This window comes from Polaribacter staleyi (genome assembly GCF_038024045.1).
Lineage (GTDB): Bacteria > Bacteroidota > Bacteroidia > Flavobacteriales > Flavobacteriaceae > Polaribacter > Polaribacter butkevichii.
In genome coordinates this window covers 1223715-1239689 of sequence record NZ_CP150665.1, presented here as the reverse complement: position 1 = coordinate 1239689, position 15975 = coordinate 1223715, and the positions used below count along the sequence as shown (strand labels likewise).

12 protein-coding genes are annotated in these 15975 nt (G+C 29.5%); 1 reads left to right on the top strand and 11 read right to left on the bottom strand.

All coding sequences use genetic code 11. The features are described 5' to 3' along the window. Positions 1-68: 68 nt before the first annotated feature. Complete coding sequence (locus tag WHD07_RS05355) at positions 69-482, bottom strand: hypothetical protein (protein WP_343330360.1); 414 nt, start codon at positions 480-482, stop codon at positions 69-71. A gap of 2 nt (positions 483-484) precedes the next feature. Next, positions 485-859 (bottom strand): hypothetical protein, encoded by a 375-nt coding sequence (locus WHD07_RS05350; RefSeq protein ID WP_343330359.1) that lies wholly within the window; start codon positions 857-859, stop codon positions 485-487. A gap of 381 nt (positions 860-1240) precedes the next feature. Here WHD07_RS05350 and WHD07_RS05345 point away from each other — a divergent pair, with 381 nt between their 5' ends. Continuing rightward, positions 1241-2209 (top strand): IS110 family transposase, encoded by a 969-nt coding sequence (locus WHD07_RS05345; RefSeq protein WP_343328560.1) that lies wholly within the window; start codon positions 1241-1243, stop codon positions 2207-2209. A gap of 144 nt (positions 2210-2353) precedes the next feature. On the opposite strand, the gene WHD07_RS05340 is transcribed toward WHD07_RS05345, so the two are convergent. From WHD07_RS05340 to WHD07_RS05300, 9 genes are all read right to left on the bottom strand, one after another. Beyond that, positions 2354-2950 (bottom strand): YhgN family NAAT transporter, encoded by a 597-nt coding sequence (locus WHD07_RS05340; RefSeq protein ID WP_093145555.1) that lies wholly within the window; start codon positions 2948-2950, stop codon positions 2354-2356. A 175-nt stretch (positions 2951-3125) separates the two neighbouring features. Next, positions 3126-5189, bottom strand: a complete 2064-nt coding sequence (locus tag WHD07_RS05335; protein ID WP_343330358.1) for a DUF262 domain-containing protein — start codon at positions 5187-5189, stop codon at positions 3126-3128. 180 nt (positions 5190-5369) lie between these two features. Further along, positions 5370-6023 (bottom strand): hypothetical protein, encoded by a 654-nt coding sequence (locus tag WHD07_RS05330; protein WP_343330357.1) that lies wholly within the window; start codon positions 6021-6023, stop codon positions 5370-5372. Positions 6024-6146: 123 nt separating this feature from the next. Next, positions 6147-8087 carry a hypothetical protein gene (locus WHD07_RS05325; RefSeq protein WP_343330356.1) on the bottom strand — a complete coding sequence of 647 codons (1941 nt, stop codon included), beginning with the start codon at positions 8085-8087 and terminating at the stop codon, positions 6147-6149. A 180-nt stretch (positions 8088-8267) separates the two neighbouring features. After that, positions 8268-8543 (bottom strand): hypothetical protein, encoded by a 276-nt coding sequence (locus WHD07_RS05320; protein WP_343330355.1) that lies wholly within the window; start codon positions 8541-8543, stop codon positions 8268-8270. 1555 nt (positions 8544-10098) lie between these two features. Further along, the gene (locus WHD07_RS05315) at positions 10099-11571 is read right to left on the bottom strand and encodes a vanadium-dependent haloperoxidase (RefSeq protein ID WP_343329323.1); all 1473 of its coding nucleotides are present in this window, start codon (positions 11569-11571) and stop codon (positions 10099-10101) included. 168 nt (positions 11572-11739) lie between these two features. Then, on the bottom strand, positions 11740-12684 hold the full coding sequence (locus WHD07_RS05310) for a hypothetical protein (protein ID WP_343330354.1): 945 nt from the start codon (positions 12682-12684) through the stop codon (positions 11740-11742). Positions 12685-12951: 267 nt separating this feature from the next. After that, positions 12952-14640: an ATP-dependent nuclease gene (locus tag WHD07_RS05305; protein WP_343330353.1), complete on the bottom strand. Its 1689-nt coding sequence runs from the start codon at positions 14638-14640 to the stop codon at positions 12952-12954. Further along, the gene (locus WHD07_RS05300) at positions 14640-15971 is read right to left on the bottom strand and encodes a restriction endonuclease subunit S (RefSeq protein WP_343330352.1); all 1332 of its coding nucleotides are present in this window, start codon (positions 15969-15971) and stop codon (positions 14640-14642) included. The genes WHD07_RS05305 and WHD07_RS05300 overlap by 1 nt, the downstream gene beginning before the upstream one ends. Between the last annotated feature and the right edge of the window lie 4 nt (positions 15972-15975).

The following is a 15975-nucleotide window of genomic DNA, read 5'->3' as shown; positions in this document are numbered from 1 at the left end:
CGAAATTCCGAAGGAATTTCCCAAGTGAGCTATAACCAGCAATAAAGTTTATACGGTGTTGTACACAGTTATTCTTCGTTTAGCTTGTTCGTTGTTTGTTTTTCAATCTTCTTAATAATTTCCTGTGGTGTATATACATTGAGCGAAATCAATATTAGACAAATTCCAGTAATTCCTGAAATTCCTGATATCATCCAATTATCGTGATTAAATTGAATTATGACAACAATAGCTCCTAACAAAAGAAATAATCCTAAAATCAAAACTTTAAATAATGATGGGTTTAATGGTGCTGCCCACACTAAACAACATAAAATAAAAAATAAGGGAACTGTAATGTATATCCAAATTTTATTTATTTGTTTTTTTACTGGCTTTTCATTCAAATAGCTATTTAAGTCAAATCCTAAATTTTTACATAAATCAGTTATTTGTCCAGCGTCTCCCTCAATGTCTTTTATTCGTATTTTTCCATCACTCATAATTACGACTGTTTTTGAGGTGTTAGAATTTTACTTACATCATCTGAGGCTTGTTTATCTGTCCATTCGTTATCTGTTAAATCTTTTATTATTGCTATGTTATTATCAAACATAACCGTATTCGTACCTTGGAAAGTTAAATTGTCATTAGTTTCTCCAAAAAATGTAATTTTAGTTTTTTTTAGAACTTCACTTATTTTTTCAGATTTCGACCTGTATTCATCTTTGTTTTGAACATTTGGACCAAATTCAAATAATAACAAAACACCTTTAGAATATGGGTAAACAATTGTTTTAAGTCCTATGTCTTTTTTTAGATAAGGACTTATTTTTCTCCGAAAATTATTAATGTAATGTTGAATTTTATTTTTGTTCATTTAATTATTTTTATAGGTATCTCACTAATTGTGTACAACGTTGTTGTGTTATGAAAAGTTGCGATTAAAGTGAACGGCTATTTTCCGAAGGAAAATAGAAGTTTATAAAAAAGCCACTAATTTTTATTAAGCTAAAATTAAGCAATTTTTTTTACACGGCTTAAGTTAGCATTTTATAATAAAAGACTAAATTTAAGTATATAAATCAGAAAGAATAAAAGAGAGAATTAAGGTTAATATACACGGTGAAGCCAAGACTTCGACAACATTGATAATCCTCTCTCTTTTCTACTAACAATCACGTTCAGTTCTGTGAGACCTAGATCTCGATTTCAAGTTGTTGTGAGTAAAAGTAGGTTATTCTTTCATAAATCAGTTCTTATGAATAAATATAAGGAAATTTTTGGAGTTGACATCAGTAAAGACGTTTTTGATGTTTATGGAAGTACAAATGGTCATGATCAATTTAAAAATGATGAATTAGGGTTTAAAACCTTTTTAAAAAGTTTACCTAAAAACTCATTAGTTATTATGGAAGCAACAGGTTATTACCATTACAGATTAGCTCAGTTTTTATACAAACAAAGCATTTTTGTATCGGTGGTAAATCCTTTGTCTGTAAAGCGTTTTATCCAAATGAAATTATCTAAAGTAAAGACGGATAAAAGTGATGCAAAGGCTATCTGTGAATATGGAAGTATCAATGAAGTTCCATTGTATACGGCTCTTACTAATGTTCAGAGTGAGTGTTTACAGTTGTTTAGGTTATTAGATAGTGATATTAAAAAACGCACAGCGGTTAAGAATAAAATCCACGGAGAAGAAGTTTTAGGGATTCCCTCTAAGTGGGTTTATGGTTCATTAAAACGGACTAAAAAACATTTAGACAAAGAGATTTTAGGAATCGAAACAAAAGTACTATCATTAGTAAAACAAGACCAACAAGCACAGTTAACATTGCTAACTAGTATTCCAGGAATAGGATTGAAAACGGCATTGTTTTTAATTGTAATTACTGATGGATTTAAGAAATTTGAAACAGCTTCACAATTATGTAGTTATGTAGGAATTACTCCAACGATAAGAGTATCTGGGAGTAGTGTACGTGGAAGAAGTAGAATAAGTAAGGTTGGAAATAGGAAGTTACGCAACCTCTTGTTTCTCTGTGCTTTTACAGCTTGCAAGCATAATAAAGGATGTCGCGAGATTTATGAGCGAATTGTTAACAAGGGTAAGAGTAAGAAATTGGCTTTAATAGCGGTTTCAAATAAACTGATAAAACAGAGTTTTGCTATTGCAAAATCAGGTTTACCATATGACGAAACGTACGTTTCTGTTTTATCAAAATAAGTAGTATTTACATAAAAAATAAAAGCTCAAAATACGAATTCATAGCATTATGAGCCTAAAATAATAGTGCGTAAATTTAATGAAGAAAAGAGTTGTTTTTTAGCTCAGTTCTTTGTTGGCAATACGTGCCTTTATTAAATTATATTAGAAAAGAATTTTAATCCCATTTATTAACATTTGTACTGCCATCATAACTAAGATCATTCCCATTAAGCGTTCAATAGCTTTCAACCCTCGCTCACGAAGAATTTTATAAAGAAATGGGGCAGTCAGCAACAATAATGCAGATAGTGACCAGGCGATAAGAAGAGCGAAAAACCAATTACCCAATTGATCTGGTTCATTACTAGTCATTAGAATTAGCATCGCTAAAACTGAAGGGCCTGCAATCATAGGTATTGCAATCGGAACTATAAAAGGTTCTCCATCAGGTTGTTTTCCCATTACACCTTCTGGACGAGGAAATATCAATCGAAGACCTATTATTAATAAGATAATTCCTCCAGCGATTGTAACTGATTCTTGTTGTAAATGAAGAAAATTTAAAAGATTCTGCCCTCCAAAAAGGAAAATAATCAATATTACCAGAGCGATTAAAAGCTCTCTAATAATAATAAATCGCTGACGTTTAGGGCTTATGCCCTTCAAAACTGATAGTAATACAGGTATATTACCTAATGGATCCATTAAAAAAAAGAGTAATACTGCAGCCGACCAAATTGAGCCTCCTAAATCATTCATATTTTTATTATTTATTATTTATTATTCTTGCATTATTGCCAACGTTGTTGTACAAGGTTAGTTGCGTTGGTTAAGCAATAAAGTTAATAAATAATTACTGACAAAGAAAATCCGCGAGGATTTTCGTAAGTAAGCAAAAAGTAAGCAATTAATTTTGTACGGTGTTGGGCGTTCGTTATTGTTTTTCCGCATATTTTATTGTCAATTCATCTTCTGAATCGAAAATTGTCAATGCGTGTTTTATTTTTTCAAATTTTCCTATATTATCTATATTTCCTTCTATAAAATAGGTATCGTTAATTTTAACTGCTTGTCTTGGATTTCCTTCTTTTGGATTTTTGGTCAATGTGATTTTTTCAGCTAAATCTGTTGTGAAAAATGTTTCAGGTTGTAAGTCAAATAACTGTTTAAAAACTTCTACATATAATTTAGACACTTGATTAACTTCAATTTTTTGGTCAAAGAATATAGCGTATTCTAATTTTTTAAATTTAGGATCTTCGGCTTCAAAAATGTTTACTTCGTTATTTTCGTCTCTATCGTCTAAATCAATTGCTGGATATTCCCAAATTTTCAGGAAACGTTCAGCTAATAAGTCAAAACGTCTTTCAATTTCAGTTTTGTTCCATTTTTCGGCAATAGATAAATATTTGTTCAACCAAAGCCTACTATCTTTATAACCTGCATTTTCTAAATCTCTTTTGTACGTGAAAATTTTGTTTCCTAGTTTTCCATTATTCCCAGATAAAGTAAGATTTCCAATTGTATTTAAATAAGTTTCTTTTATGAAATTATACTCATCTGTTCCTAAATCAATTTTCCATTTTGGGTCTGGATTTTGTGGAAATATATGTTCAATAGTTATATCTGTATTTCCTTCTATTTTTACAGGTTCTTTGTTTTCAAAGTTTTCAAGGCGTTCTAAAAGATAAGTTCTGTTTTTTGATTTTACATTATAAACATCTTTTAATTTTAGGCTTTCTATTAATTCATTATTTTTAGGAAACCTTTGAGAACCAGGTCTTTTTAAAAGCCATTTTTGAAGTGAAACCAAATAATTGTCTTTATCGATTTTTTCATAAAGAGTCATAAATATTTTATTCAAAGCATTGGTTGGTAAGCCAAGTATGAATCTTCTCCAAGCAAATGATTGAATGAAATCTAACACTTTAATAAAAGTCTGTTTGTCAATTATGTTTTCAGAATAATCTTCATAGACTTTCATTAAAAACGGGAATGCAACATTAACTTCTAAACGATTTATATATTCTAATTGAGTTCTTATTTCTCTATCAGATTCATTTTTTGGATTTAGTAACTTGTTATAATATTTAACAAGAGATTTAATTGGTAATAAATTGTTCTCCAATTCTTCTAAATCAGTTGTTGGAAATTTAGCCTTAAACTCTAAATAAACTTTACTTTTATTTGGTATCTTATTGTTTACTAAGGTCAAATAATCTCTAATAAAGTCAGAGACTTTACTCGTATTTAAACTTTCGTCCTTTGCTAATTTTTCTATAATTTCCCAGTAGTTATTATATATTTTATTCTGACTTTTTCTATTTAGTCCCATTAAAATATAATTGCGAATTAAATCTGCTTGGGATAATTCTAAACCTGTTGAGTTCAAACTTTCAAAAATTCTTTGTGGGTCATCTTTTTCTCTGTCAAGAGAAATTTCTACGAACATAAGTTTGGAAAGTCCTTTTAATACATATTCAATGTTTTCTGCTGTAATTCTACTTTTGAAGTAATTAAAGTTATCAATGACTTTTGAAAAATCGTTAAATTCTTCATTGGAATCACTTCTCAATAAATATTTTATTGCTTTATCATTATTTTCAGTTGGTCTTAGTTTCAACTTTTCTTCTTCTGGAGCAAATTTATTTGTCAAATAAGTTTCGCTTATTTCAGCCTCAAGTGCTTTGTCGTCCATTTCAATTGCCAAACGATAAAGAGTCAAATAAATTAAAGTTAAAGTAGTCAAACGTTGTTGTCCGTCAATAACTGTCAATTCCTTTATTCTTGAAGAAGTATAAACATCATCGTGGACATAAACTACGCTGCCAATAAAATGAGCATTTGTTCTTTTGCTCGTTCCTACTTCGAGAATGTCGTCTAAAAGTTGTTTACATTGACTAGTTGACCAATCATAATTTCTCTGGTAAACTGGAATTACAAATTGTGTTTTGTTTGAAGATAAAAAGTCCTCAACTTTTGTTTCGTTTGCTTTCATTTATTCAATTATTTTTTCTTTTTCTAAGGTTTTTTTTAATGACGCCCAACGTTGTTTTGTATGGAAAGTTGCGTTTTAAGTCGACGGCTATTTTCCGCAGGAAAATAGGAGTTGACAGAAATGCAACAAACCTTGATTAAGCCAAATTTAGCAATTTTTTATACAAGGTGTTGTGTACTGTTATTTTAATTTCTCATACATTGTTTCAGTGTTTCCACAAGCAATATCTAATACGTCTCCATTTTTTAGCATTTTTCCAGTGTTTATAAAGTAAATATACTTTTTAGATTTATTAAATGAAATACTCCAAATATGATTATCAGAGTAAATTAATTCACTAATTGTTGGACCTCTATAATTAATGTCTTTTAGGACTTTAATATTTTCAGACTTAACAAGTGTTCTTTTTTTAGACTTAATATTTTCATTATAAAACTCTATCTTATTATTAGAAATGATTAAAATTTCATAACTATTATTTTCACTATAAGTAGAATTTATTCCATTGCTATTGCCATTTATTTTCCGTTTCCAGACTCCTTGCATATTATTCAAGAGATTCGTAATTATTATTACTTTTAAAGAGTCAGCTTTTTTTAAAGCTATTTGTCCAATTTTACTGTTTTTGTTTTTTTTATAGCAAAAATAATAATTCGTGTATGCTCTTTCAATATGAGACTTTTCTATTTCAGGATAGTCGACTTCAACTTCAGAATTACTCAGCTCTATATTTGCCCTTAAGAATAATACTTTTTGAATTGAGTCGCCCCTTTCAGTTTGACCAAAATTTGGAATACAATTCAAAATTATAATAATTACTAGAATTTTCTTCATAATTGTACACAACGTTGTTGTATAAGCTTTGTTGCGTTGTTTAAGCAGTGAATTTAGTAAATAAAACACGAACGGCGAAATTCCGGAGGAATTTCCCAAGTGAGCTAAAACTAGCAATAAAGTTTATACGGTGTTGGCACCAGTTTTTTGTTCCGCTTTATATAAATTCAAATCGTCTTGAATCTTATAGATGACAAGTATTAATAGTTTTAATAACATCAGATAATCGTTCTGTTGACTATCAACTGAACTGCTGTTAGTTCCGTGTAAATATTTATTTCTTAAATCCAGTCCATTAGAAAACTCTTTTTGATTCAGATAATAATTCAAATATCTTCTTTCTTCGATTGTGAATAAAGTATTTTCAAATTTTATCATTCCTTTTTTTTCCATTTCTAAAACTCCGTTTCTTATTCGTTCGGAATAATGCCAAAAATTTAGAACATCTTCATAATGTAATTTTCCAATTACAAAAATTAACTCTTGATTGCTAATTCTTAAAAATCCATTTTTATCAGTAGTTAAATATTCATTTGAAATTAAATAGTCAATATCTCTTTTTTGATAGTCTTGGAAGTCATTATAACTTATGTTTTCATTAACTATTAAATGATAAAATGTACGATATTTTTCTTTGTATGGTTCTATGTAATATAGCATAGATTGATTTGAAAAGAAACAGTATTTTATTCTTAAATATTCATTTCCTTGACCATAAACATACTTCTTTTTTAGTTTACTCTTTACTTTACTTAAATGCAATTGAGAGGTGCTTATTCTTATAAGGTCAAAGTCTATAAAACCCTCTTCGATATAACATTGATATTGCTTAATTAGAAATTCTAATTCAGGTGCAATAAATCGGATTTTTTCTAATGGTGAAGCATTTTCTGAAGCGAAAGAAATTGTTAAGCCTTTAATTTCAAATCTTTCATTTAAGACTTCATTTACTTGATGAAATAAAACTTGCTCAAGAGTTATTTTATTCTCTTGTAAATAGTTTAAGTAGATTACTAATTGTAAATGAGATAATATACTTTTCCCGTGAAACTTAAAACTAATTAAGTATTCATTTTTAGAACGCATAAAAGTTCTTTCAAATGAATCAATCTCGTGATTTTTACCTACTAAATCAATACAACCTTGTGCATTTATATATTTAAACAAGTAAGAGAAATTACGAAAGACATTTTCATTTGATTTTGTAGCATTCAACCATTTTTCAGAATAGCAATGCGTGAATTGTCCATTGTGATTTTCTAATTTATAAGGTTCTTCTTGCTCTTTTGAAATTGAAACTTGCACAACGTTAGTAGAACCTGTTCCTTTTTCAAAAATTTCATCGTTTTGTTTTTTCTCTAATCTTTTAGCTTTTAATTTAGTTTTGTCAGATATTTTTAAAGTTCTCGATTTAACTACTAATCTAACATAGTTTAAATTAGGATTTGGGGAATTCAAATAGTTTAATATTATAGATTCCTTATCGTTATCATTTAATGAAGTTGGAAAGAAAAGTTTTGGTTTTTCCGATAAAACGTGGTCTTCTTCAAATTGAGAAAGTAACAACTCCGCAGATTCAGTCGATTCAATAAGGTGATTTTTAATCAAATTTGAATAATGATTAACTATATTCTTTTGCTTTAAAAACTGTCTTATATAAAAACTGCTATTTTGTAAAATTGCAGTAATATTTTCCGATGATATTTTTTTGTAAATACTTAATTGACTTATTAAAGTCCAAAATGAATCATAATATTGATAATCTATTGTATTAAAATATGAGGAAATATTTTGATTATTAATTTTAATAAAAAATGAAATTATTACGTTCCAAAATGAACCAACAGTTTCGATATATTTTGTTTTGATTTCTATACTCCAAGCATTACGAAAGAGTTCATTGTCAAAATAAAGTTTAATATGATATAATTCTAAAATGTCGTTTATTTTATAGGTTTTTTTAGAATAGAAATTGTCAATTATGTGTTCAGCATTTTGTAGATTTCTATCACTTGATAAATCTTGTTTAGAATAAAAAACTACTCGATTTATATCTCTTTTCATTGTGGAATTTCAAATTCGGGTGATTTTGGTCAAATTGGTGCCAACGTTGTTGTGTTATGAAAAGTTGCGATTAAAATGAACGGCTATTTTCCGCAGGAAAATAGAAGTTTATAGAAAAGCCACTAATTTTTATTAAGCTAAAATTAAGCAATTTTTTTTACACGGTGTTGCCAGTAGTTTTTATTCCGCTGGTTTATTTATTTCGGTTGAGTTGTTGATTGAAGATAAAATATCAATCCAATCTTCTTTTTTGCTAACTCTTAATTCCAAAAGGTCATACAAATCTTGTTCATCTACATATTTTATTGATAATACATCAAATCCGAAATCGAATATTCTCGTATCTAATTTGTTGCTTACTATTTTATCTACTTGGATAATCTTTTCAGCAGTTTTATTTATTCCAGCGTAATATTTGATTTTTAATTCATTCGATTCAGCATTATATTCAATCAAATGGTTTTTCTGTTTGTAAAAGATAAACAGAGAAACTATTAACCATAAAATGAGGTAATAAATTATAAATCCGAATTCTAAATAATTTTGTCTTAATACATAGATTATTAGGATAACCAACAATATCGCAGGTACAAGAAATTTATTCAATAATATTTTATTCTTTAAAGTCATTTTCGGTTAAAATTCTATTTCCTTATTTAAATATAATTGTGATTTTAGTTTTCTATTCGTTCAATTCAAATGGCTTCTAGCTGTTCCGTTAAATTACTGGCAACGTGTTTGAGCATGAAAAGTTGCGACTTTTGAAATCGTAATTTTTCAGGCGTATAAATATATTATTTTTTTGTTTTAGAACCATTCTATTTTACTGAATAAAGCAATTTTTTATGCGCGTTGTTGTATTTTAGTGGCTTTTCATTCCATTGCTAAAAAATCGTACCGATTCAATTCTCAAATCCGCAATAATTGATAAAATCATAAATGTTTCTCTATTTGTTAAAATTTATCATTTTACGTTTTCGTTCTGCTCATTTCTCCGTTATAATTGGCAAAATCGGAAATGTTTCTCGATTTAGCTAGAATTTATCATTTTAGGATTTCGTTCTGCTGATTTCTCCGTTATTTTGCTAAAATGAAACCGTTTCGTTGCTTAATTCCGTTCTGATTGGTGATTTTATCCGTTTCAACTTTTCACTCCGCAATTGTGCTAAAAATCGTACCGATTCAATTTGTTAATCTTTTTGCGTTTCTATTTTCAAAATCCGACAACTTGATAGTTGAACAATTTTTATTTTTAATAAAATGCCTCTTGTGGATTTCCGACTGGAAATCCGCCATTAAATACAACGTTGTTGTGTTATGAAAAGTTGCGATTAAAGTGAACGGCTATTTTCCGAAGGAAAATAGAAGTTTATAAAAAAGCCACTAATTTTTATTAAGCTAAAATTAAGCAATTTTTTTTACACGTTGTTGCCTAAAGTTGTTTTTTGTTTTCCGATTTTGGTTATTATTTTCAAGATTTAGCGTTCGAGTGACAATTCCGCAAAGATTTTCAATTCCGCAATATTGGTAATTCAACATTAGAGTGTTTTTCCATGTTTTGACTTACGAGATCTTTCCTAATTTTCAAATTTTACGTTTGAGTGACAATTCCGCAAAGATTTTCATTCCGCAATAATTGGAAATTCAACATTTGAGTGGTTTCTTTTATTCTTAAAAAACGAGATTTCTCCGCCTTTTTTAAATTTTGAGTTTGAGTAAAAATTCCACAAACTTTGTTTTTATAATCTCTATATTTTCAAGCTTTTTAATTTTTATAAAAAACTAAATTTTTGACTCGCGAGAGAGTGTCTAACATTTTAAAATTCAAGAGTTTTATTGTTTTTTTTCCAACGATTTGAGTGATTCTGGACAATTTTTGGCAACGGTTAGTATATGAAAAGTAGGCGATTTAGAAGCGCATACTTTCAGTTAAACACAAAATTTGATGCGAGCCAAAAGCCTTGATATTACTACTATTTTGCCTATTTTTTATATACATTGTTGTGTGTTGTTATTCTTCTCCTATATGTTTTTTGTAAAACTTCCATGCTTCCTTTGCCACATTTCTTCCTAATTCTAATCCTGCTACATTATCGGATTGAATATGATAACCTCCCAATACCCTCGAAATACCAGCCATTTCTGCTGTTTCTGTGAATGTTGGAAATTTCAAAGTAACTGTGTCTCCCAAGTTGTCAGGTTCTGTCATTGCACCTGCTACTAATTGTGCTTCAGAGCCAAATTTGTCACTACCCGTCCACAATTTTAAAGCTTCTGCACAGCCTCCACTAATGGTACTGTGCCCCGATGTATAACTTGGAAAAGGAGGGCATAAAAATGTTTCAGGTGAATAAGGTCTCCATTGATTTCCTTTTATTTCCATCATTCCTTTTCCTTCTCCTCCCCAAGCTTTGATTTTCTGTTCATCATAATATTGATGGACCAATGCATAAGGTCTGGCATAATCGTAAAACATTTTTGAATCCCAAGAAGCTATGAAGGCATCCATGGCAACCACTTGATTATAAAAATACATTTTTACATCCTCATCAAGTGTATGATTATCTCTTCGAGAAACATCTTGGGCAAATTTTAGCCAATGCCCCGCTTGTTGTACAGACTGTGGACCATCTCGCATAAACTCTACCAATGCCTTTTGATAATCTGTTAGGTTGTATTGTAATTCTATAACTTCTCGAACTTCTTTTTCCAGTTGTTCCGAACCAATCATTGGAGGGGGTCCAGGTCGAAATTGGTCTCCTGATTTTAGGGCAATAGGTTTGACCTTGTCCCAAAATGGAGTTAAGCATCCTGGTGCAAATTTTCCACCTTTCCCGTCAGAAAAATACTTAGGTTGCCAGCGGTTAGGGTCAACATTTTTATCAGCGGAATTAACTGGCTCATATCCAACGTAATTAAAATATGGTTCGCCATTAGAACCCGCTTCTTCACCATATTGATTAGAGCCGTCTCCTTTTCGAGCTTCAATTACTGCTTTTGCAGCTAAATTACCAATACCCTCAGGTGTTGTGGGATCCAATGATTTGTTTGTTGGGTCTAAGCCCAATTCTTTCATAAATTCCGCAAACAATGGTTTATCTGAAAAATAGTATTCATTCATTGCTCCAAATGCGGCATAACTAATGGCAATTTCTTTATTTTTCAAGGTCTGTTCTTTTGATGGTCTTCTATCAACGCCTTCAAGATAAACAGGAACAGCTTTTTCGTCATACATCGACCAAGCATCAAATACAGAAACAAATATTAAACCCAAATACCGAGAAGTGACGGTCGGTCTTGGTTTGAATTTTTCAGTATCATTGGCTTGGGCGGTCAATGCCATATATCCCCATTTATAGGCGATATTATCAACTCCTTTAGGTTCAAATGTTTCTGTTGAACTTTGGTGTTCCTTTTGATTTTGGTTCTGTTTACAGCCAAAAAGGATTAGGGATGTAATAAAAAGTAAAATCGTTTTTTTCATTTTTATTTTGATTTGTTTTTTTTAATGACACACAACGTTGTTGTGTTAAGGAAAGTTGCGTTTAAAGTGAACGGCTATTTTCCGCAGGAAAATAGGAGTTTACAAAAATGCGACTAACTTTGATTAAGCTAAAATTAAGCAATTTTTTTTACACGGTGTTGGCAATAGTTATTTTTCTTCGTGGCTAATTTCAAGTTTTATTGATTCTTTCGGTTCAGTTCTGATATTTTCTCCAGAATTGCATAATTCGAACATTGTTTGTTTTAGTAATTCATTGTTTTCTGATTCTATCCAATAAGTTACTGCTAAATTTAAGTATTGATAATATCTTAATTCTATGGTTCCATTAAAATTCTCTTTCTTATTATTCTCTTCTGAAATCAGCGTGAATAAAGTCCAGGTATGATTGTTATTCATTTCAAGGTTAATGATTCCGAGTTCTGGGTCTCCATTAAATCGTCTCGTGTCCGTTTCTTTTTGCGCTTTAACAATTTTTGAATTATTTATTAATTCAAGTAGTAAATCAAACCTATCCTTATTCGCCTTTAATTCATTTACTAATCCTGTTTTACGTTTAAAAATAAGTGGACTTTTATAACCACCTTCATACATAAATGAATAATCAATTATTCTTCTTTTGTCAATATTAATTTTGTTCTCAATATTAAGTTCATTCGCATTTTGTGGGACTTCTGTGTTTTTTAAATCAAATGCGACTAATTTGTATGAATCATTTTTATTAACGAAATGTAACTGAACAAAATAACTTGGAACAGGTGAAGGCATCTCTACAGCCACAGGAACATAAGCAGATGTTATTAAAACTGAATCTTTTGGAAAAAAACCATTAGATATTGTTCCTTTTCGAGTTTCTAAAATAATATTTTCTTTCTTGTCAATTTCAAGGTCTCCAATTAATGTTTTATATTTTTTAATTATTTGGTCGGCATTTTGTAAGTCATTAAAATACTCGTCAGAATAAAATTCCTTTTTGATTTTTTCTACATCTCCTTTTTGAAAACTCTCAACAATACTAATAGATTGTTCGTTAATATCCTTTTTGCAACTTTGAAAAAAGAATGAAATTATTAATATCAGAAGTATGTTTCTCATAATTATTGCCAACGGTTTAGTATAAGAATAGTAGCGGATTTTCACGCACTGTCTTTTCGGTTAAACACAGACCTTTTTTATATTTACTTACTTTCGTTTTAGCGATTAAACCGCTATTATTTTTATACATTGTTGTACACTGGCTTTTTCTATTCAGCTTGTTTTACTGGTGTTTCTTTCAATTCAAACGTGAGCGTTGGCGTGAAAGCTCTTTTGACTTTTTGAGGTACGAAAAAAAGGCAAATGTGCTTGAACATTGCTTCGGCTTTATTTGTTTTTAATAATCAATATTTCGTCAAATAATTTTTTAAAGAATCTAAATTCATTATCAGGTATATTTCCATTTCTACATTCCGATTCCAGTTTCCTTTTCACGTTGTCTTTAGAACTTATTGAATCTAGTCCTCTAAAATTCTGAAACACATATTTATTCAATAATTTTTTGCTAAAATAATCCTCAACATTAAAGTTCGAGCCTCTAAAATGAGTTCTTACAGGAAAAAAACTCACCCAAATATCATTCTTTATTCTGTGTGTAAAATTGCTCGTATTGTATTTGTTGTTCCTATTTCTTCTGAAAATTTTATTAATTCCATCAACTCCTGCTTGGTCTCTATCAAAAAATGCAATTATGGTTTGATTGGGTTTAGGTGCAAACTTTCCTAACATTAATTCCACACCAGCTGCTCCACCACAAGGCATAAAAGCAAAATCTAAACCTGCATATCTAGGTTCAGAGGTTTTAAGAACTTTAAGTGCTTCTGTAATAAATGTTTCGTCTGATGGTCCTTCTACTAAAAGAATATCTTTTTGTGTGTTCAAGAATATATTTTGTTCTTGATAAGACCAAATTCCATTAGTTAGCTTATTTACAATTTCTTGCTTTTCTTGTTCTTCAATTTCTGCATCATTATTGGCATTTCTGTTTAGCATAATTATATGCTTATTATCAAAACAATGAGTTAGAGTAGGTGAATGAGTTGTTAAGATGTTTTCACGACTTGCATAATTGTTTAATAGTTTTTGCAAATCTTGTTTACGTGAAATATGTATATGAGAATCAGGTTCATCAAGTAGAATCAATGAATTTTCATCTCCAATGACTTCAAGAATTAGTTTTACAAGAATTAGTTTTTTTTCTCCTTCGCTAAAGCAAGAAGCGTTTAAGTTATTGTTAAAGTTGAATTCAATATTTGTTATAAGTTTATCATCTTTTGGCATTGAAGCTGCTGTGAGATAATTAAAAAAATCAATCTCGTTAGATATATAACCAAGTCTTTGCTTTAATTCGTCAAGAGTTAAAGTTAGTGTCGCATCATTGTTTGGGTTAATTTGCTGCACAAAGTTTACAACAGGATTTAATTGAAATGTGCCTATTTTTTGTGTGTCAAAGTCAAATTTGATGTTATTTACCTGCGTAATACCTAAATCAGTTTCACAGAATTTTTTAATATCTGTAAATGCTTCAAAATCGTAGAAGTAGAATGTCAGTAAGGCAATATTCCAATAATATTTATTAATGAAAATTAAATCTTGATTTGGTAAAGTAGCACCTTTTATCGCTTGAATATATTTTTGATAAAAAGGCCAATAATATGTTTCCCATAATCTGGTTTCTTCGCCACTATAACTTGCTACAACTTGTGATGGTAAATGTTCTGGTTTAATGTTATCTACAACATTATTAGCTTTTAATTCGTAAGCTTGGGTTACGTTGTTGTATACAATTTTAATTTCATTTCCATTTATTTCATAAATCAAGAAATAACGAAAACTAGGATTAAAAGTTTGGTCATAAAGTCCAGCAAAAATACTACTCAACGCTTCAAGAATATTACTCTTACCACTACCATTATTTCCAATTAGTACAGTTAAGCCTTCTTTTGTTCTAAAGTCTATTTTTAAGTTCTCAATGTTTTTAAACCTAGTTTGAATATGTAGTTGTACTAATCTCATTAACTTTTAAATATTTCTTGTTCAAACTCAATTAACGCATATTTTTTATTGTTTTTTGATGATGCAATAAGCTCGTTAATCTCACTATTTATTTTTAAAATTCTTGAAGCAATTTCTATTTGTATATTTAATGGAGGTAAAGGAAAAGGTATGTTTAAAATCTTACTTTGATTCACAATTGGTATTGTAGCTTGTGTTCTTTCTTTTGTTGTGATGTGCTGAAAATAATTAAAATAGAAAAAGGCGAATTCTACATTCACTTTAGTTTCATCTAAAGTTAAACCAGTAATTTGTTGATTGCTTGATGCATATTCATTCTTAATAATACCTACCTTTCCAACAGTTGAGCCAATTCCTACAAAAAGCAAAGTGTTTTTCATAAATTTCCTTGCTTTTCTATTATTAATTGCTAATTGGGTAACTTTTCTTTGTGATTCTGTCAGATATACCTTATTTGTTAAATCGGCTGGTGTATAGAAATTTATTTTGCCATTCTCAAAATACTCACTTCGTGAAGTTGTAGGAGTTGTTCCTGTAGATATTGTTTTCAGAATATCATTAATTTTTACTATTGGAAAGCTAGAATCAAGATTATGAGACGGTTTGTCATCCCATCGATTAAGTATTGAAGAATATTTAATAAATTGTAAGCTACTAATTTTTTCTTTTTTCGCCTCCTTCTCAATACCTAATGATTTGTACATAAAGGCTTCAATACTTTTTTCTAGTTGAATAGCTTTTTCTTCTTGTTGAAAAGAAATTTTTAACTTTGATTTATAATTTTCAACAATTCTATTTTGTTCTTTTAATGATGGAAGCGGTATTTTTATTTCTTCTCTTAATTGGTCAGGTTTTATGTATTTTCTATTTGTGGTACCAGAGACGTAACCATCCATATAATCATTAACTTTTTTGCTTTTAAAAAGTAATTGTACATATTCTGGATTTGCTTTATTCGTTTCAATTTTTGCAAATGTCATATTGGATGAACCAACACCATCTGCCAATTCTGGTGTTATAATTCCAAAAGCTCCATTTTTAGTATCAACTTTACACCAAAACAAATGATTTTCTTTAGCCTGCTGGTAGGTTCTCATCTTTAAAGTAGAACCTTTTACTATTCGGTTTACAAAAACACCTTTCCCATAGGAACGAGCACCTAAAATTTTATATTCACCAGAATCTACAATTTTAATTTTTTCGATTTGAGGCTTTGTTAAAAACTCTCCAAACAGCACCACAGGATGTTTCTCACTAAAAACATCTGCTTGATGAAAAAAGCTTTTTACGTCCCAAATGTTTAATTCAGAAAATGGTATTTTATGTATCATTGTT